General features: G+C 65.9%; 12 protein-coding genes. 7 read left to right on the forward strand and 5 right to left on the reverse strand.

Annotated features, from left to right (window positions below; genetic code table 11):
- Nucleotides 1–119 precede the first annotated feature (119 nt).
- From L630_RS0104255 to L630_RS0104285, 7 genes are all read left to right on the forward strand, one after another.
- On the forward strand, nucleotides 120–1,265 hold the full coding sequence (locus L630_RS0104255; protein WP_024847044.1) for an ABC transporter substrate-binding protein: 1,146 nt from the start codon (nucleotides 120–122) through the stop codon (nucleotides 1,263–1,265).
- 239 nt (nucleotides 1,266–1,504) lie between these two features.
- Nucleotides 1,505–2,428 carry a branched-chain amino acid ABC transporter permease gene (locus tag L630_RS0104260; protein WP_024847045.1) on the forward strand — a complete coding sequence of 308 codons (924 nt, stop codon included), beginning with the start codon at nucleotides 1,505–1,507 and terminating at the stop codon, nucleotides 2,426–2,428.
- A 4-nt stretch (nucleotides 2,429–2,432) separates the two neighbouring features.
- Complete coding sequence (locus tag L630_RS0104265; protein ID WP_024847046.1) at nucleotides 2,433–3,419, forward strand: branched-chain amino acid ABC transporter permease; 987 nt, start codon at nucleotides 2,433–2,435, stop codon at nucleotides 3,417–3,419.
- Complete coding sequence (locus L630_RS0104270; protein WP_024847047.1) at nucleotides 3,412–4,161, forward strand: ABC transporter ATP-binding protein; 750 nt, start codon at nucleotides 3,412–3,414, stop codon at nucleotides 4,159–4,161. The genes L630_RS0104265 and L630_RS0104270 overlap by 8 nt, the downstream gene beginning before the upstream one ends.
- A 267-nt stretch (nucleotides 4,162–4,428) precedes the next feature.
- Complete coding sequence (locus L630_RS0104275; RefSeq protein WP_024847048.1) at nucleotides 4,429–5,112, forward strand: ABC transporter ATP-binding protein; 684 nt, start codon at nucleotides 4,429–4,431, stop codon at nucleotides 5,110–5,112.
- Between the two features lie 47 nt (nucleotides 5,113–5,159).
- The gene (locus L630_RS0104280; protein WP_024847049.1) at nucleotides 5,160–5,567 is read left to right on the forward strand and encodes a RidA family protein; all 408 of its coding nucleotides are present in this window, start codon (nucleotides 5,160–5,162) and stop codon (nucleotides 5,565–5,567) included.
- Between the two features lie 104 nt (nucleotides 5,568–5,671).
- Nucleotides 5,672–6,259 (forward strand): urease accessory protein UreE, encoded by a 588-nt coding sequence (locus L630_RS0104285; protein ID WP_024847050.1) that lies wholly within the window; start codon nucleotides 5,672–5,674, stop codon nucleotides 6,257–6,259.
- A gap of 222 nt (nucleotides 6,260–6,481) precedes the next feature.
- Here the strand turns inward: L630_RS0104285 and trxA are convergent, their stop codons facing one another.
- From trxA to tsaE, 5 genes are all read right to left on the reverse strand, one after another.
- The gene (gene trxA, locus L630_RS0104290) at nucleotides 6,482–6,805 is read right to left on the reverse strand and encodes a thioredoxin (RefSeq protein ID WP_024847051.1); all 324 of its coding nucleotides are present in this window, start codon (nucleotides 6,803–6,805) and stop codon (nucleotides 6,482–6,484) included.
- A gap of 73 nt (nucleotides 6,806–6,878) precedes the next feature.
- Nucleotides 6,879–10,394, reverse strand: a complete 3,516-nt coding sequence (gene addA / locus L630_RS0104295) for a double-strand break repair helicase AddA (RefSeq protein WP_024847052.1) — start codon at nucleotides 10,392–10,394, stop codon at nucleotides 6,879–6,881.
- Entirely contained in the window at nucleotides 10,391–13,504 is a 3,114-nt protein-coding gene (gene addB, locus L630_RS0104300) for a double-strand break repair protein AddB (protein ID WP_024847053.1), read from the reverse strand. Before addB ends, addA begins: the two co-directional genes overlap by 4 nt.
- Nucleotides 13,501–14,223 (reverse strand): nucleotidyltransferase family protein, encoded by a 723-nt coding sequence (locus L630_RS0104305; protein WP_034329343.1) that lies wholly within the window; start codon nucleotides 14,221–14,223, stop codon nucleotides 13,501–13,503. Before L630_RS0104305 ends, addB begins: the two co-directional genes overlap by 4 nt.
- A complete protein-coding gene (gene tsaE, locus L630_RS20985; RefSeq protein ID WP_034329346.1) occupies nucleotides 14,220–15,701 on the reverse strand; it encodes a tRNA (adenosine(37)-N6)-threonylcarbamoyltransferase complex ATPase subunit type 1 TsaE in 1,482 nt (493 codons plus the stop codon). Before tsaE ends, L630_RS0104305 begins: the two co-directional genes overlap by 4 nt.
- Between the last annotated feature and the right edge of the window lie 6 nt (nucleotides 15,702–15,707).

The raw sequence follows: 15,707 nt of genomic DNA on the forward strand, positions 1-15,707 counted from the left end.
CAAGGGGAACCTGGCTGCATAACAGCCCAACAAAAAGACTGCCGCAGACTGGCGTTGCGGCCAAATTTTGAGCATCGTGTGGGACCCCAGAGGGTGCCAGGTAACAACGGGAGTTGAGAATGAAAAAGCTTCTTGCCGCAAGCGTAGCCGCGCTTGCCATCAGCGTCGCCGGGGTGGCCGCCGCTGATCCAATCAAGGTCGGCGTCATCACCACGCTTTCGGGCGGCGGCGCAGGTCTCGGCGTCGATGCACGCGACGGCTTTCTGCTGGCGCTGAAGAACGCCGGCGACGCTGCGAAGGAAATCGAGGTCGTGGTCGAGGACGACGGCCAGAAGCCGGAGCTCGCGGTCCAGATCGCCGACAAGATGATCCAGTCCGACCAGGTCGACATCCTGACCGGCATCATCTGGTCGAACCTCGCCATGGCGGTCGTGCCGAGCGCCGTCGCGCAGGACAAGTTCTACATCTCGGTCAATGCCGGTCCGTCGCCGCTCGCTGGCGCGCAGTGCCACCAGAACTACTTCAACGTCGCCTACCAGAACGACAACTTCCACGAGGCGATGGGTCAGTACGCCAACCAGACGTACAAGAAGACCTTCATCATGGCGCCGAACTACCCGGCCGGCACCGACTCGCTGACCGGCTTCAAGCGCTACTACAAGAACGAGCTCGCCGGTGAGGTCTACACCCAGGTCGGCCAGACCGACTACGCCGCCGAGATCGCGCAGATCCGCGCTTCGGGCGCCGACTCGCTGTTCATCTTCCTGCCGGGCGGCATGGGCATCTCGTTCATGAAGCAGTACGCGCAGTCGGGCGTCGACATTCCGGTCATCGGCCCGGGCTTCTCATTCAGCCAGGACGTGCTGCCGGCGATCGGCGATGCAGCGCTGGGCGTGAAGAACTCGGCTTCCTGGTCGCAGGATCTCGACAACCCGGCTTCGAAGAAGTTCGTCGACACCTTCAAGGCCGAGTACGGCCGCCTGCCGTCGATTTATGCGGCACAGGCCTATGATACCGGCCTCCTCGTCGTCTCCGCCGCGCAGAAAGCAAGCGTCAAGGACGCCGACGCGTTCCGTGCAGCGCTCAAAGCTGCCGAGTTCGAGTCGGTCCGCGGCAAGTTCTCCTTCAACACCAACAACCACCCGATCCAGGACATCTATGTCCGCGAGGTTGTGAAGGATGGCGACGTGCTGACCAACAAGATCATCGCCACCGCATTCACCGATCACGGCGACGCCTATGTCGACCAGTGCTCGATGAAGTAAGCGAGGGCTGACAAAAGTACAGGCGTTGGGAGTGTCATCCGCGAAGGATATCGCGTGACAGATACCCCCACCCCTACCCCTCCCCACAAGGGGGAGGGAACTGGGAGACATGCCTGACCGGTCATCGCGGCTGACATGCACCTACCTGATCCCCCTCCCCCTTGTGGGGTGGGGTTAGGGGTGGGGGGCGCCGCGATGCCGACAAAAACGAGACCTGCAGTCGAAGGGACATTCGACCCTTGCAAACCGCGCTTTTCATCGAACAGCTTCTCAACGGGCTGCAGCTCGGCGTGATGCTGTTTCTCATGGCCGCAGGACTGACGCTGATCTTCGGCGTCATGGGCCTGATCAACCTCGCCCATGGCTCGCTCTACATGGTCGGCGCATTCGCCTGCGCGATCGTCGCCGCGCAAACCGGCTCGTTCTGGCTCGGCCTGGTCGCCAGCCTGGCAGCCGCCGCAGCCGCGGGCGCGATCATCGAGATCCTCGTCATCCGGCGGCTCTACCAGCGTGACCACCTCGATCAAGTGCTGGCGACCTTCGCGCTGATCCTGATATTCTCCGAAGGCACGCGCTGGCTGTTCGGCTCGTTCCCGCTCTATCTCGACATTCCGCCGCTGCTGCAGGGCACGGTGCCGCTGCCGGGCGGCTCGCGCTACCAGCTCTACCGCCTCGCCATCATTGGCGTCGGCGCGTTGGTCGCCATCGGCCTCTATCTTCTCATCACCCGGACCCGCCTTGGCATGCGCATCCGCGCCGGCGAGTCCGACCGCGAGATGATCGGCGCGCTCGGCGTCGACATCCGCACGCTCTACACGGTGGTGTTTGCGCTGGGTGCCGCGCTCGCCGGCCTTGCAGGCGCCATGGTCGGCGCGCTGCAGTCGGTGCAGGTCGGCATGGGCGAGCCGGCGCTGATCCTCGCCTTCGTCGTGATCGTCATCGGCGGCATCGGCTCGATCAAGGGCGCGCTGGTTGGCGCATTGCTCGTCGGCGTCGTCGACACGATGGGCCGCTTCCTGCTGCCGCAGCTCTTCGGACTGTTCATGAATGCTTCTCAGGCCGGCATCGTCGGCGGTGCGCTCGCCTCGATGCTGATCTACATCGTCATGGCGGTGGTGCTCGCGGTTCGTCCGCAGGGCCTGTTCCCGGCAGCGAAAGGGTGATGCGATGAGCCTTTCGCGCGAAAACTGGATTTCCCTTGCCCTTCTCGCCCTGCTGCTCGCGATTCCTTACGCGGCGATCAATTTCGGCAACCCGTTTTACGTGACGCTGGCGACGCGCATGGCGATCCTCGGCCTTGCCGCGGTCGGCCTCAATGTCGCGCTTGGCCTCGGCGGGCTGGTCTCGTTCGGCCACGCCGCCTTCTTCGGCGTCGGCGGCTACATCGCCGGCATCATGGCGAGCCACGCCATGTCGATGCAGCCGCTCAACTTCGGCCTGTTTGCCCTCCCCGCCTCCAACCAGATGCTGGCGATCTGGATCGTCGCGATGCTGGTGGCGGGAGTGCTCGCGGCTGCGATCGGCGCGATCTCGCTGCGCACCTCGGGCGTCTACTTCATCATGATCACGCTAGCCTTCGCGCAGATGACCTTCTACTTCGCCATCTCCTGGCCGGCCTATGGCGGCGAGGACGGACTGTCGATCCTGGTGCGCAACCAGTTTCCGGGCGTGAACACCATGGTGCCGATCAACTACTTCCTGATCTGCTTCGGGGTGCTGGTGGTGGCGCTCATCCTCTTCGCGCTGATCAAGAACTCGCGCTTCGGGGCTGCACTCCAGGCCGCACGGCAGAACGAAGTGCGCGTTGCCTCGGTCGGCATTGCTCCGTTCCGCATCCGCCTAGTCGCCTTCATCGTCTCGGGCATGATCACGGCGCTTGCCGGCGCGCTCTATGCCGACCTCAACCGCTTCGTCAGCCCGTCGATGCTGTCCTGGCACATGTCGGGCGAGCTGATCGTCCTCATCATCCTCGGCGGCGTCGGGCGCCTTGCCGGGCCGCTGGCCGGCGCGATGCTGTTCGTGATGTTCGAGTTCCTGCTTGGGGGCCTCACCGAGCGCTGGCAGTTCTTCCTCGGACTGCTCCTCCTCGGCGTCGTCCTGTTTGCGCGCGGCGGCCTGATCGGCCTTGTTGCAGGGAGGCAGCGCCATGGCTGAGCCCGTTCTCGACATCCGCGACCTGCGCAAGACCTTCGGGGCGCTGAAGGCAACCGACGGCGTGTCGCTCGACCTTCGGCCCGGCGAAATCCACGCGCTGATCGGCCCGAACGGCGCGGGCAAATCGACGCTGATCCACCAGATCGCTGGCACGCTGAAGCCGGATGCCGGCGAAGTCCGCTTCCTCGGTCAGACGGTCAACCAGCTTGGCGTTGCCGAGCGCGCCCGCATGGGCCTTGGCCGCTCGTTCCAGGTTTCGTCGCTCGCCACCGAATTTTCGGCGCTGCGCAACGTGATGCTGGCCGTCCAGTCGAAGCAGGGCTCGAGCTTCCGCTTCTTCAAGCCGGTGATGCGCGACAAGAGCCTGACCGAGCCGGCGATGGCGGCGCTCGAGCGCGTCGGCCTCAAGGACCGCGCGCATGTCCCGGCCGCGGAACTGTCGCATGGCGAACGCCGCCAGCTCGAGATCGCGATCGCGCTGGCGCTGGATTCCAAGGCATTCCTGCTTGACGAGCCGATGGCGGGCATGGGGCCGGAAGGCTCGCGCCAATTGACCGGCTTCCTCGACGGCCTGCGGCACGAAGCGCCGATCCTGCTGGTCGAGCACGACATGGACGCCGTGTTCGCTCTTGCCGACCGCATCTCGGTGCTGGTCTACGGCCGCATCATTGCCTCCGGCAGCGTCGACGACATCCGCAACAATCCGGAAGTCCGCCGCGCCTATCTGGGGGATATGGAATGAGCCGCAGGACGACCTTTATGCCGGGCGCGGTTTACCCCCACCCCATACCCCTCCCTACAAGGGGGAGGGGAGACCTTGATGCGGCGTTTCTCCCGGGCAAAGGAATTCGCCTGGCTTATCTGGTTGAACGGCAGGCCAAGGTGACCGTGGCCCGCAACCAAGACATTCAGGACGGCCGAGACTTCCCAGAATCCCCCTCCCCCTTGTGGGGAGGGGTAAGGGGTGGGGGTAGAAAATCCCGCCGACATTTCCAGACCGAGGCACGCCATGCTGCTTGAGATCAAAGGCCTCGAAACCTTCTATGGCGCGAGCCAGGCGCTGTTCGGCGTCGAGCTGGACGTAGCCGAGGGTGAGGTCGTCGCCCTCATGGGCCGCAACGGCATGGGCAAGACCACCACCATCCGCTCGATCATGGCGCTGACGCCGGCGCGGGCGGGAAGCGTGAGCTTCCAGGGGCGCGAAATCCGCACCATGGCGCCGTTCAAGATCGCACGTCTCGGCCTCGGACTGGTGCCGGAGGGGCGGCGCTGCTTCCCCAACCTCACGGTCGCGGAGAACCTCGTCGCCGCCGCGCGGCCGGGCCGCTGGACGCTCGACGAGATCAATCGCCTGTTCCCGCGCCTTGCCGAGCGCCGTGACCAGATGGCGAAGACACTTTCGGGTGGCGAGCAGCAGATGCTGGCGATCGGCCGCGCGCTGATGACCAATCCGAGCCTGCTCATTCTCGACGAGGCGACTGAGGGCCTGGCGCCCGTCATCCGCAACGATATCTGGGCGGTGATCCGCACCCTCAAGGCGGAAGGACAGTCGATCCTGATCGTCGACAAGACCCTGTCCGAGCTCTTGCCCTGCGCCGACCGCTGCTTCGTGCTGGAAAAAGGCACGACCGTGTGGCGCGGCACGCCCGATCAGCTCACGCGAGAACTTCAGGACCGCTATCTCGGCGTCTGACCACATTTAGAGAAGCAGGCGTAGACCTGCTTATCGGAGGAGAAACCATGACTGAATGCCCGCATCAGATCCTGCATCCGGCCAGCTGGAAGAAGGCCTCGGGCTACGCCAACGGGGTCCTTGCCGAAGGCCGGACCGTCTGGATCGGCGGGCAGATCGGCTGGAACGGGCAGCAGGTGTTCGAGGAAAAGGAGCTTGCAGGGCAGATCCGCCAGGCGCTGCAGAACATCGTCGACGTGCTGGCGGAGGCCGGCGGCAAGCCGGAGCACATCGTGCGGCTGACCTGGTACATCACCGACAAGAAGGACTACCTCGCCAACCTGAAAGGCATCGGCGAGGCCTATCGCACGGTGATGGGCAAGCATTTCCCGGCGATGACCATGGTGCAGGTAGTTGCCCTCATCGAGGACGAGGCGAAGGTCGAGATCGAGGCAACGGCCGTCCTGCCTGCCTGACGTCAGGCAAACACGCTCGCTATCGACTTGCGCGCCGCGAAGGCATATCTCCAAGTCTGTGCCCGCATCCGGCGGGCGGACGACCAGAGAGGCGCGCAAGGCACATGAAACTCGACATCAAGACGGACTTCACCAAGCTTCCGCGTGCTGAAAAGGTGCTGCGTTCAGCCGAGGTTCCGGCCAATGCCGCGCCAGCCAGCGGCACGATCGCCCTGGCGCATGACGAGCGGCACCTGCGCCGCAAGGTGCTGGCGCTGACCAATGGCGACAAGGTTCTGGTCGACCTGCTCCAGCCCGTCGAACTGCGTGCTGGCGACCGGCTGGTGATGGAAGACAACAGTACCGTCGAGATCGCGGATGCGGACGAGGAACTCATCGAGGTCACCGGCCGCGACGCCGCGCACCTGATCGAACTCGGCTGGCACATCGGCAATCATCATCTTGCCGTCGACATCACCGCCGAGCGGATCCTGATCCTGCGCGAAAGCGGCATGGCCGACGAGCTGCGCGAACTGGGCGCACAGGTGCGCGAGATAGCCGCGCCATTCCACCCGCTTGCCAACACCCACCGCGGCCATGGCCACGTTCATGCGCACGACCACGGGCATCATCACCACGACCATGATCACGGCCATGACCATCATCACCATCATTATCATGGTCCGAACTGCGGCTGCGGCCACCATCATTAAAGCCTGACGTTGCGGCTTCCGTCGTAGAGATTGAGACCGCGATTCACCCCGGCGAGGCGGCGCCATTTCGGCATGCTGCGGCACATGGCAGCTTCGACCTCGCGGCATGGACCCGATGCACTCGGCATCCTGAGACGAGCATCGTCAGGCCGGGACTTCACCTTGCGGCAAAGAAAAAGGCGGGCTTTTGACCCGCCTTTTTCCTGTTCCGTATGCTGCCGATCAGGCGACGGCGCTGCCGATCCAGGCCGACAGGGCGGTCTTCGGAGCCGCACCCACCTTCATGTCAGCCACTTCGCCGTCCTTGAAGAGCATCAGGGTCGGGATCGAGCGGACGCCGTACTGGGCAGCCAGTTCCGGGTTCTCGTCGATGTTGATCTTGGCAACCTTGACCTTGCCGGAGAGTTCCGTTGCGATCTCCTCGAGCGCCGGAGCGATCATCTTGCACGGACCGCACCACTCGGCCCAGAAGTCGACGACGACCGGCTCGGAAGCCTGCAGCACGTCGGACTGGAAGTTGTTCTTGTCGATGGTGACGGTGGCCATGGGGAATCTCCCTGAGACAATTCGTGAGGCTGGAATGTGGGGCACGCGTCAGCGTGTTTCAACGCCTCTTGTCTCACGCTGACGTGAGTCGAGCAAGCGCACCGTCCATCATCTCGTCCGGCACGGGGATAAGTATTGGTGTCTCTGTGTAGATCAAAGCAGCACGAATTTGCTTGCCGGGATAGATCGGCTTGAGCAGTTCGCGATAGAGCGCCATTTGCGCCACGTGCCCTTGCGGGAGTTCTGTCGCAACCGACGGCGGCGGCCGGTTGGTCTTGTAGTCGATGATGAGTACGCTCTCGCCATCGACGATCAGCCGGTCGATCTTGCCCGAGATGGCGCGCTCGGTCTCGCCGAGCTTCACCCGGCCCGTGACCGAGACTTCCGCCCGTGAGCCGGGCGAGAACAGCGAGGCGAATTCCGGCGTCTCGAGGATCGCGTCGACAGACGCCCAGAGCTTTTCGCGCTCGCCCTCCGGCCAGGACTGGCCGATGCGCGCGAGGTAGCGTTCGGCGGCGGACGCGCGGCGCTCGCGCTCGATCGAGGGCAGTATCTGCAGCAGCCGGTGGGCAGCGGTGCCGCGCTCAATGGCAAAGGATGGCTCGTTGACTGCATCGAGAACCGGCGAGCGCAGCTTCACCATCTCGACCGGTTCCGGCTCGATCATCGCACCGGCACCCGAGGGCGACAGTGGCCGTGGCAGCGGCGGTGGGGCGGGCGGCGTCGACAAAAGTTCAGCTGGCAGCGGCGGCAGCTCCGCGACGGCGGCCTCCTCCGGCTTATCCGGCTCGTGCTGCTGCAGCGGTGGTGTTACCTGATAGCGCAGCACCGTCTCGTTCGTTGCCGGATGCTGGATCTCCTTTGTGTGCGGTGACTTGCACAGCGTCTTCTGCACCATCTGGTGCCAGCTGCCGTCCTTCTGGCCGCGCTTGCCATGATAGCCGCAGACGATCAGCCGGTCCTCGGCGCGGGTCATGCCGACATAGAGCAAGCGCCGGTATTCCTGCTCGGCCTTGCGCTTGGCTTCGTCGGCAAGCTTTGCCGAGAACGAATTGGCGCGGCCGGAGCCGGCGCGCCAGAGGAAGCCGTCGCCGTGCCAGCCACGCGTCGGGGCGCTGAACGGCATCAACCGCGGCATGTGGCTGTCGACGAAGGGTTCGCCGCCGCTGTCGACGAGGAACACGATCGGCGCTTCCAGACCCTTCGAGGCGTGCGCGGTCATGATGCGGACCTCGCCGCGCGTCTGGTCCATCTCGCGCTTCACTTCCGGGCCGCCACGGTCGAGCAGCGCGACCAGCGCCTCAAGCTGGGTGACGCCGGTGCGTTCGGCCGCAAGGCAGAAGTTCAGGAACTCGTCCACCACATCGCCGGCTTCGGCACCGAGACGGGCGATCAGCTTGCGCCGCAGGCCATCGCGCGCGAGCAGGTTGGAGAAGAACTCGAACGGCTTGCGGTAGCCGGCTTCGTTGCGCCAGCGCGCCAGCGTGTCCCAGACGTCCTTGTGCCGTTCCGCGCGCCGCAGCGCGATCAGCAGCGACTCCACCCCCTGGCGCTTTGCGGCGAGTTCGAACAGCTCGTTCTCGTCGAGACCGAAGGCAGGACTTTTTAGCAGTGCCGCGAGCGAAAGGTCGTCGTCGGGCTGCAGCGCAACCCGCGCGGCGGCGAGCAGGTCCTGCACGGCGATATGGCCGGTCAGCAGGATGCGGTCGGCGCCCGCGACCGGGATCTGCCGGTTCTTCAGCTCCCGCGACAGCGCATGGATGAAGCGGTCGCGCTTCCTCACCAGCACCATGATGTCCCCGGGCCGCACCTTGCGCCCGCGTCCCTCGATCCGGTTGCCGGTGCGCAGCCAGTGGTCAATGGTGCGCGCGATCTGTTCGGCGAGCCGCACCGCTGGCGCCGAGGCGTGATCGACGGCCTGCGTCCAGTCCTCCGGCTCCTCGACATCGACGGGGCCGAGCGACGGCCACAGTTCGACATGGCCGGGCTGGTTGGCGCGGATGGCAAGGTGCTGGATCGGCTCGGGATCCTGCGTGAGACCGTCGCGGTGCTCAGGCTCAGAGAAGACGAGGTCGACAGCAGCCAGCACGTCCTCGGTCGAGCGGAACGAGCGGGTGAGGCGCACGTGCTCGAAGCGCTGCAGCGCGTTGGCGACGCGCTCGCGGAACTCGCGGCCGCTGCGGTCGAAGGCCTCCGGCTCCGCGCCCTGGAACGAGTAGATCGACTGCTTCTCGTCGCCCACCGCGAACACGGTACGCACCACCCCTTCGCGGGATCCTTCGCCGGCAAAGAATTCGGCAGCGAGCGCCCGCACCACGGCCCACTGGTCGGGGCTGGTGTCCTGCGCCTCATCAAGCAGGATGTGGTCGATACCCTTGTCGAGCTTGTACTGCACCCATGCGCCGGCGTCCGTGCGCGACAGCAGCGTGGCTGTGCGCACGATCAGGTCGTTGAAGTCGAGGAAGCCGCGCGCGCTCTTCAGGCGCTCGTAGCGGTGGATCAGCCAGTCGGCCAGCACAAGGGCGGCTCGCGTGTCCTCCAGCATGCCGAGCAGCTCGACGCGGTCGAGCACACGCGTGATTTCCTGGCAGTAGCGCTCGAACTCGTCCGGGAACTCCGGGAAATGCTCGCCGACGCCCTTCGCCATGATGGTCTTTGCCGCGCGCGGCTTGAAGGAAGAGCCGGAGCCCGAGAAGAACGCCTTCTTGAGATATTCCAGCCGGTCGAGCGCGTCGGTCGTCCCGCACGCCTTGCCGAAGTTTTCCGCGAACGAAAGTGCGTTTGTTTTGCCGGCTGTGGATGCTTTGGAACCGATGTTGCCGCAGAGGACCGGCGTAAAATAGTGGTCGGGCCAGAGGCTCGCCGCCAGCGCGGCGCGGGTATCGCTCGGGCCGAAGCCGAACTCCTCGAACAGGGCGTGGAAGTGGCCGTCGCCGGTGCCGATCTGCTCGATGAAGCGGCGCAGCGCATCGCGCTTGCCGACGATGTTGGCGAGCAGCGTTTCCAGCCCCGCCTCGCCGCCGCGCTGCAGGACCGTCGCGAAGGCGTCCGCCAGACCCGGTTCGTTGCCTTCGGTGGCGCGCGCGATCATCTCGCGCCGCGCCTCGGCGACCAGCGCTTCCTCCATCTGGCTGTCCAGCAGCTCAAAATGGCCGGCGATGTTGGCTTCGAGCGGGAACTGATGCAGCACCGCCTCGCAGAAGGCATGGATGGTCTGGATCTTCAGGCCGCCCGGCGTTTCGAGCGCGCGGGCAAACAGCCGCCGGGCGCGCTTCAGCCGCGATGGCGTCGGCGTCTTGCCATCGAGCTCCTCGATCGCTTTGGCAAGCTCCGCGTCGGGCAGCGTCGCCCAGCCGGACAGGTTCTTGAACACGCGCGTCGCCATGTTGGCGGCGGCGGCACGGGTATAGGTAAGGCAAAGGATGCGCGACGGGTCGGCACCTTCGAGCAGGAGCCGCATCACCCGGCTTGCCAGCACATGCGTCTTACCCGAGCCGGCATTGGCGGACACCCACGCCGATAGCTTTGGCTCGGAAGCGAGCCCCTGAGCCTTGCGCGTATCGTCCGGAACGATGATCGGTGCGCTCATTCGCCGTCGCCCCCGCCGGCATCGTTGTCGCCGCCCGCAGACCATTCGAGCACGCGGGCGAGATGGTCATAGTCGCCGCCGACATCGCCCTCGCGGAAGGGGAGCGCGCGCGACAGGTAACCGGTCGTTTCCTTTGCAAAGTGGGCGATGAACTCTTCCAGCCGCGCCCAGGCTTCCTCGGACAGCTCGACGCCCGACTTTATCGACTTCTCCTGACCGGTCGGCTTGTATTCGAGGATCGATTCCTCGATCACCTCGCCATTCGGCTTCATGCGAACATAAGCAAGCTGCGACGGCTCGGCCGTGCCAACTTCCGTGAACGCCCCGCGGCGCAGCAACGCGCCTTCGAGCGCCAGCTGTGGCGACAGGAGCGTGTGCGCCTGCGCCTTCGACGGCGACGATCCGGTCTTGAAGTCGATGATGTCGGCCATGCCACCGGCGAGAAGATCGATCCGGTCGGCGCGGCCGCGCAGCGTCGCGCCCGTACTGCCGATCGGCGTTTCGCTGGCGCGCGTCTCAGAGATGCGGCGCTTGATCGGCGGGCGGTTGCGCTCCCACTCGATGAAGTGCGTCGCCATGCGGGCAAAGCGCGGCCACCACACGGCATCGACGTCGAGTGGCAGCTCCGCCTCGTCGAATACCTTGCGGCCGATCTTCAGCAGCTGTTCCTCGGCGAGCGGCGCGTCCGGGTCGATGCCCGAAACGGTGAACTCGTGGACGATGTCGTGGAACAGGTTGCCGCGTTCTGCCGCGCCGGGATCTCGCAGCAGCGGCTCCAGCGCCTCCAGCCCGAGAATACGCCGTGCATAGATCGCATAGGCGTCGCGGCGCAGCGTCTCGATTTCGGTGACCGAAAAGCGCGTCGGGCGCATGTCGAGCGGAGGCGTCGGGTTCGGCCGGGTGGCGAACTTCACTGGGGGCGCAACGTCGAGCTCGCGAGCCCAATGCGCCAGCGCGTTGCCGCGCTGGCGCATCTGTTCGAAGATTTCTTTGCCGGCAAAAGTTTCCAGCCGCTGTAGCCAGCGCGAGGCAATTGCGGGAGCATCGCCGGAGCGCGCGGCGCGGGTGAGGATCACCTTGCGCGTGCCCATGGCGAGGACGAAGTCGTGCGCGGCCTGGCCGATGCGCTTTTCCGGCGGATCGAGTTCGAGGTCCGACTTCATGAAGCGCGACATGAAGCGATCAGGCTCGGCCTTGCGCGGCCACGACCCCTCGTTGAGCCCGCCAAGGACGAGCGTGTCGACGCTCTGAAGGCGTGCTTCCAGCGCACCCCAGATCGAGACGCGGCTGTCACCGGTGACGGAAGCCTTGACACTTTCGCCGGAAATCAGGGCGTTGAGCACGTCCGGCCATTCGGTTGCCTCGATCTCGAGTTCGGCCTCGACGCCAGCCAGCGAGCGCAGGAACGAGGCGAGCCGGTCGCCCGCATCGCCGCGATAGAGTTCGGTGACTGAGCCCTTGTCGTCACGGCCAAGCGCTTCCAGACATTCGACCGTCAGACGCACGAGCTCGCTGAGCGGCGCGGTGGTATCGCGCAGGGTGCAGAGCGGGGCGATTGCCTTTTCAAGTGCTGCTGCCAGCAAGCGCGCCTGCTCAAGCCGCTCCTCGTTCAGGCGCAGCCACCAGACCGGCTTGCGCGGGTCGTCGTAGCGCTGCTGGTAGCGGCGTTCGAACTCTTCAGATAGCCGGCTAATATCCGGCCTGCCGACGCCCCCGCGCAAGGCGACAAGATCGAGCGTTTCCGCAGCCTGCCGGGCTACGGAGCGTGCAAAGCCGGCATGCAGCAGCGGGTGCTTGGCAAGCGCCAGGATCGTCACCGCGTCCCCGGGCCGGAACACGGCTTCCAGCATCAGGCTGAGCAATGTCGCCGGCGGTGTCGCAGTGAGCGGCGTGCCGCCCGAGTCATCCGCCTCAATACCGAAGCGGCGCAGCTCCATCGCCACGCGCCGGGCAAGCTCGCGGTCGCCGGTGACGAACGCCGCGGTGCCCTTCTCCAGCGCGAGCCGCAGCGCCACCGCCACCGACAGCGCCTCTTCACGCTCGTTGGCGGCTTCGACCAGCGTGACGTCGGCAAACGCCGCCGGATCGGTGCTGCCGGCACGTTCGACCCAGAGATCGGTGGTTTCCGCCGGTCGCAGCGCCTCGTTGATGACGCCGATGCGCGCGGCAAGGTCTGCGGGTACCTCACCGATCTCGATCACGTCACGCCGCTCGATGCCAAGCGTTGCCAGCAGCTTCTTCAGCGTCGACTGCGGATGGCCGAAGGTTGCGGGCGCCATGCCAGGCATGCCGACTTCCTTCCACGCCTCCTCGTCCATGTTGAGATCAAGACCGGGCAGCACCACCGCGCCATTGGGCAGGAGCGCGATCGACTTCAGCAACTGCGCGGTGGCGGGGATAGAGCCGGTCGAGCCTGCGGCGATCACCGGTCCGCGCGGCGGATTGCGCAACAGGCGCTCGGCCTCGGCACGGATCATCGCGTTGCGGTGCGCGGCCGGATTGGAGCGCGCACGCTCGGCAAGCAGCGCCGGCCAGGCGCGCGAGACGATGTCGAGGAACTCAAGCGTGACCTGCCACCAGTTGGCGAGATCTTCGGGAACAAGGTTGGCGAGCCGCTTCCAGTCGGCCCCGCCGGTCTCGACCTCGTCCATCAGCCCGGCGAGATCGCGCGCGAGCCAGATCGCGTCGGCAAGCGAGGCTGGCACCACGACGTCCTCGCCGAACATCGCGGCGACATGCGCCGGCAGCCGCTTCTTCCATGCCTGCACCAGCGGTGCGAGCAAGAGGATGCGGTCGAGCTTGCCGATCGGCGGGTTGAGCGACAGCTCGTCCTCCTCGCTGCCCTCGAAGATGTCGGCGTCCTCGTCGAACTCGCCGAGCGGACGGATGGTCGGCAGGATCGCCGCGACACCCCCTAGCTGTTCGACGAACTCATCGCGCAGAGCGCGCGCCGCGCGGCGGGTCGGCACATAGATCGTCGCCTCGACCAGGCGGAGCGGGTCACTGCCGTCAGCGGAAAAGCCGGGGATAAGGGTCCCGTCGAGAAGAGAGGCGGCGAGTGTCTGAAGGAAGGGTGCGCCTGGAGGGATCGAGAGAACCCGAGCGGTCATTGCGTCTTCGCGCGCGCTACGGCTGCTTCGGCAGGGGCGATGGCGTCGGGCGTGCCGACGGTGATCCAGTGTCCGCGCATGATGGCGCCGAATAGCCGGCCCTGTTCGATGGCGCGGTTGAAATAGAGGTTGAGCGAGTGCGGCGTGGCGGAAGCGCCGTCGAAGATGCGCGGATGGATGATCGCGGCACCGGCGTAGATGAAGCCCTCGCTCGCGCCGTTCGCGCGCGCAAGCCGCCCGTCCTGGCCGAGCAGGAAGTCGATCGAGCCGGAATGGCCGGTGGCATGACGCGGATCGGCGAGCATGAGAAGAATATCCATGGCCTCGCCGTCCCATGCAAGCGCAAGGCGGTCGAGGTCGGGACTATCCCCATCGATCCAGAAGGTGTCGGCATTGAGCACGAAGAACGGCTCCGTGCCGATCTGCGGCAGCGCCCTGACGATGCCGCCGGCCGAGTCCAGCAACTCCGCCCGCTCGTCGGAAATGACGATGCGCGGGCAGGCGCGGTCCTTCACGTGCTCGATGATCTGTTCGCCGAGATAGTGGACGTTGACGATCGCCGTCTCGACACCGGCTGCGCCGAGCGTGTCGAGGCCCCAGTCGAGCAGCGTCTTGCCGGCTACCGGGATCAGCGGTTTGGGCGTGGTTTCGGTCAGCGGGCGCATGCGCTTGCCAAGACCCGCCGCAAGGACCATGGCCGTCGTCGGCTTTGCGCTCACAGGATGCCTGCCTTCTCGTAGAAGGCGCGCACGGAAGCGAGCGCAGGATGGCTGATCGAGCGACTGACATAATCGCGGATGCGCGGCAGGTGCTTCATGTAGCCCGGCTTGCCGTCGCGCAGGTTCAGCCGCACGAAGATGCCGAGGATCTTCGAGTTCCGCTGCGCCGCCATGATGGCGTAGGCTGCCTCGAAGCCTGCGCGGTCGAAGTCGCCGCGTGCCTCGCAGTAGGCCTCGACGATCTCCGCTTCGAGCTCCGGCGAGATGGTGACGCGTGCATCCTGCGCCAGCGAAGCAACGTCATAGGCCGACGGGCCGATCACCGCGTCCTGAAAATCGATCAGGCCGATGCGGTCGTGGCCGTTCCGATCCGCACGCCAGATGAGGTTCGGCGAATGGTAGTCGCGCAGCACGAGGCTCTTTTCCGCATTGGCGACGATGTCGAAGGCTGCGCTCCAGGCCTCCGCAAATTCCTGCCTTTCGGCCTCGCTGGTCTGGCGTCCCGCCACATGCGGCAGGTACCAGTCGGTGACCAGCTCGGTCTCGATGCCCATAGCGCGGCGGTCATAGGGCGGGATTTCGTGAACGAGGCCATCCGCCACTTCGATCTTCTGCGGCCAGCTGCGCTTGTGCATCTCGGCCAGCAGCTCGGCGGCGGCAATGTAGCGCTCGGGCACGGGCTTGCCCTCAGCGTCCAGCACGCCCTGCGTGCCGAGATGCTCGACGAGCAGCAGGCCCTGGTCGAGGTCGGCCGCCGGAATCTGCGGCGCGGCGAAGCCCTCGTCGCGCAGTGCCTTGGCAATGGCGACAAACGGCGTCACCGTTTCGGCAAGGTGGGCGATGCGGCTGTAGGGCAGGCCGTCGCGGATCGGCGGGCCGTCCGGGCGCTTCGGCGCATTCATCAGGATGATGGTGTCGCGCCCGTCCTCGATGATGCTCTCATAGGCGCGCGCCGAGGCGTCGCCGACGAGAAAGGCACGGCGGGCGGAAGCGTAGCCGGCCTTGTCTAGGAAGCTGCGGATGGCAAGCGACCGGCTCAGCTTAGCGATGAATGCATCGGGAGCGGAAATGGTGATGCGGCGACCTTCGCCTTCTTCATCGAGCCGGACGTGAACCGCGTCACGCGGCAGCGCGTCTTCGGCGCGCTCCGGCCATTCGATGATCGCCGCGCCCTCGCGGATCGCTTCGGAGAAGCCGAGCTCGTCGAGCTCATCGGGCGAGCCTAGCCGGTAGAGGTCGAAGTGCTGGACGGGCACGCGCGTCGCATAGGCCTGCACCAGCGTGAAGGTCGGGCTCGGCACCTCAAGCTCTGGATCGTTCGAAAGCGCGCGGATGATCGCGCGGGCCAGCGTGGACTTGCCCATGCCGAGGTCGCCATGCAGCGCCAGCACGTCACCCGGCGCGAGCATCATGGCGATGTCCTCGCCGAGGCGGTTCGTGGCGGTTTCGTCCGCCAGATGGAGGCTCAGGTCTGACAAGCTTGT

Source organism: Aminobacter sp. J41, from assembly GCF_000526635.1.
In the GTDB taxonomy this organism is placed as follows: domain Bacteria; phylum Pseudomonadota; class Alphaproteobacteria; order Rhizobiales; family Rhizobiaceae; genus Aerobium.

What these genes read in the sequence shown, in the direction of transcription:
- L630_RS0104255 (WP_024847044.1), top strand. Translation starts at nt 120, where the DNA reads ATGAAAAAGCTTCTTGCCGCAAGCGTAGCCGCGCTTGCCATCAGCGTC.
- L630_RS0104265 (WP_024847046.1), top strand. Translation starts at nt 2,433, where the DNA reads ATGAGCCTTTCGCGCGAAAACTGGATTTCCCTTGCCCTTCTCGCCCTG.
- L630_RS0104270 (WP_024847047.1), top strand. Translation starts at nt 3,412, where the DNA reads ATGGCTGAGCCCGTTCTCGACATCCGCGACCTGCGCAAGACCTTCGGG.
- L630_RS0104275 (WP_024847048.1), top strand. Translation starts at nt 4,429, where the DNA reads ATGCTGCTTGAGATCAAAGGCCTCGAAACCTTCTATGGCGCGAGCCAG.
- L630_RS0104280 (WP_024847049.1), top strand. Translation starts at nt 5,160, where the DNA reads ATGACTGAATGCCCGCATCAGATCCTGCATCCGGCCAGCTGGAAGAAG.
- L630_RS0104285 (WP_024847050.1), top strand. Translation starts at nt 5,672, where the DNA reads ATGAAACTCGACATCAAGACGGACTTCACCAAGCTTCCGCGTGCTGAA.
- trxA (WP_024847051.1), bottom strand. Translation starts at nt 6,805, where the DNA reads ATGGCCACCGTCACCATCGACAAGAACAACTTCCAGTCCGACGTGCTG.
- addA (WP_024847052.1), bottom strand. Translation starts at nt 10,394, where the DNA reads ATGAGCGCACCGATCATCGTTCCGGACGATACGCGCAAGGCTCAGGGG.
- addB (WP_024847053.1), bottom strand. Translation starts at nt 13,504, where the DNA reads ATGACCGCTCGGGTTCTCTCGATCCCTCCAGGCGCACCCTTCCTTCAG.